Source organism: Pseudomonas amygdali, from assembly GCF_002699855.1.
GTDB lineage: Bacteria > Pseudomonadota > Gammaproteobacteria > Pseudomonadales > Pseudomonadaceae > Aquipseudomonas > Aquipseudomonas amygdali.
Genome location: NZ_LKBW01000166.1, coordinates 1 through 2,199, shown reverse-complemented (window position 1 = coordinate 2,199; position 2,199 = coordinate 1). Strand labels below are relative to the sequence as shown.

The following is a 2,199-nucleotide window of genomic DNA, read 5'->3' as shown; positions in this document are numbered from 1 at the left end:
CAACGATCAGATGAAATTTCATAACGGTCAGTCATGATGGCCCTCTTGGCAACCAGAGGACATCATTTTAACCAAGGCGACTTTTCAGACAAACCCTAGCATTGGTGCGTTGAACAAGGTAGTCATCTCGACTACGGACGGCTTCATCATTCCTTGTGCTCCAGATATGTTCTCGCTTTACGGTATTCGAAATCTGGGAAGTGCGCTCGCGGTATGGCAGAAACAGTTCGGCACGATATTTCATCTACTATCGGAAGAAAAACGGAAGAACTTTCCCGAGGATTTCGTCAAGTTACTTGGCTTCACTATTTACAACGCAAAAAAATATGCAGGAAACCAACCTTGGGAGCTTGCGAAGGCCCATTACCATTACGCCCTTCAGATACCTGCTGAAATTATGGGCTGCGTGCCGGAGGACGTAAGGAACGTTATACCTGCTGAAGTGCTGGCTCAGCCAATAGGCGGTACGGCAATAATGCATACCCATAACACGCTTACTGGCATGTCGCAGAAGTATCACGTTCCGATGTGGAAAGTACCTGCTGAAGAAAATCTCGGTGATGATGTGAATACCGTCATGGGGAGCAGGCGGGTCTTCGAGGCAACATTGGACAAATATACGGAGTTTTCTAAGGATCTCCTCTCACGCATTGAGAGGCTCGGCTAAACATGACAAACGCCGAGCCGCTGATTCAGCATTGCTTGCAACGATTCACTGAGGTGAATCATGAGCTGTCCATTTTTATGACGACAGTTCGCACGTGGTTTGAGACACACCCGCGACTGGTCGGACATCCACACCCTGTTATCCACTCAGTTAAAAGCCGCATTAAGGATCCGGGACATTTAACAGAAAAAGTAGCCCGAAAACTTGCCGATTTAGCAGCTGAACCCGCGCCGGAAGAAATGTTCCGTCGGCTAACAGACCTGTCTGGAGTGAGAGTTTTGTTGCTACACCAGTATCAGTTTATTGCACTTCACGCGGAGTTCCTGAAGAAGACCAAGAACGACTGGCACCTTGTGGAACCCCCAAAGGCCTACACGTGGGATCCAGAATCAGCAGAGTTTTTCAAAAAGCTGGACATCAACACCGAGTTGAAGGAGAGCCATTATACTAGGTTTTGTACGAAAAGTCGGTGGGGGTAGAATTGCCGCCATGATTGGCTGGAGGTCCGCATGGCAAAGCGTTACGAACTCTCCGACGCATCGTGGGAATTGATCAAGGATCTGGTTTCTCCCGAGCAGAAAATGGGTCGCCCACGTAGTGATGATTGCCTGATACTCCACGGAGTCCTTTGGATTTTGTGCTCGGGTGCTGCCTGGCGTGATCTGCCGGAACGCTTTGGGCCTTGGTCGACGGTGTATCAGCGTTTTCGTGACTGGCGCGATAACGGCACGTTCGACCGGATACTGGAACGCTTGCACATTCGACTCAACCAGGAAGGACTGATCGATCTGGACACCTGGATGATCGACTCCACGGCGGTACGTGCAACCCGAGCCTCCTCAGGCGCTGGGAAAAAGGGGGGCCTGAAGAACCGCTAGACCATGCTCTGGGGCGCAGTCGAGGCGGCCTGACAACCAAGATTCATATGGTTTGCGACGCTAATGGCGTGCCATTGCGCTTCATGCTTTCACCGGGACAAGCCAGCGATATCGCCCACGCCCAGCCGTTGCTGGATCAGGTGCGCATTTCCGGTAAGCCGGGGCGACCACGCAAACGCAGTAGATGGTTGCTGGCTGACAAAGGCTATGACGCGGAACACCTGCGTTACTACTGCGACCGTTACCGAATACAGCCTGTGATCCCGCTACGCGCCATGCCACGCAACCCCCGGCCTGGCTTGCCCCGACTCTTCGATCGTCCAAAGTATCGGCAGCGCAACATCATTGAGCGGATGTTTGGCTGGCTAAAAGAGAACCGCCGAATCGGCACCCGCTACGACAAGCTGGCCAAGAGCTACGCAGCCATGGTCACGCTGGCCTGTAGCCTACGTTGTATGCGGCAATACTTTTCGTACAAAACCTAGCTTGCACTATGTGATACGTCCAAAAGCCGAGTCAGACGTGGTGTGTGAGATCCAAGTGCGCACTCTTTTCGAGGAAATGGTATGACCCCCGAAGGTTGGACGCAACCTTTGGAGGCGTCATGGGTAAATATACAGTGCAGGCAAAACTCGCAGCCGTGAAAGAATATTG

3 protein-coding genes are annotated in these 2,199 nt (G+C 52.1%); all 3 read left to right on the top strand.

Annotation, left to right across the window (positions count from 1 at the left end):
- Positions 1–109: 109 nt before the first annotated feature.
- The 3 genes from AO277_RS12765 (at position 110) to AO277_RS12755 (ending at position 2,030) form a co-directional block, all read left to right on the top strand.
- Positions 110–667 (top strand): hypothetical protein, encoded by a 558-nt coding sequence (locus AO277_RS12765; RefSeq protein ID WP_257214224.1) that lies wholly within the window; start codon positions 110–112, stop codon positions 665–667.
- 2 nt (positions 668–669) lie between these two features.
- Positions 670–1,146, top strand: a complete 477-nt coding sequence (locus AO277_RS12760; protein ID WP_161795815.1) for a nucleotidyltransferase family protein — start codon at positions 670–672, stop codon at positions 1,144–1,146.
- A gap of 30 nt (positions 1,147–1,176) precedes the next feature.
- Positions 1,177–2,030, top strand: a protein-coding gene (locus tag AO277_RS12755) for an IS5-like element ISPs1 family transposase (RefSeq protein ID WP_099259010.1) whose coding sequence is annotated in 2 segments (ribosomal slippage) — positions 1,177–1,519 and positions 1,519–2,030 — 855 coding nt in all. Because the reading frame shifts where the segments join, the coding sequence is not laid out codon by codon here.
- The last annotated feature ends 169 nt before the right edge of the window (positions 2,031–2,199 follow it).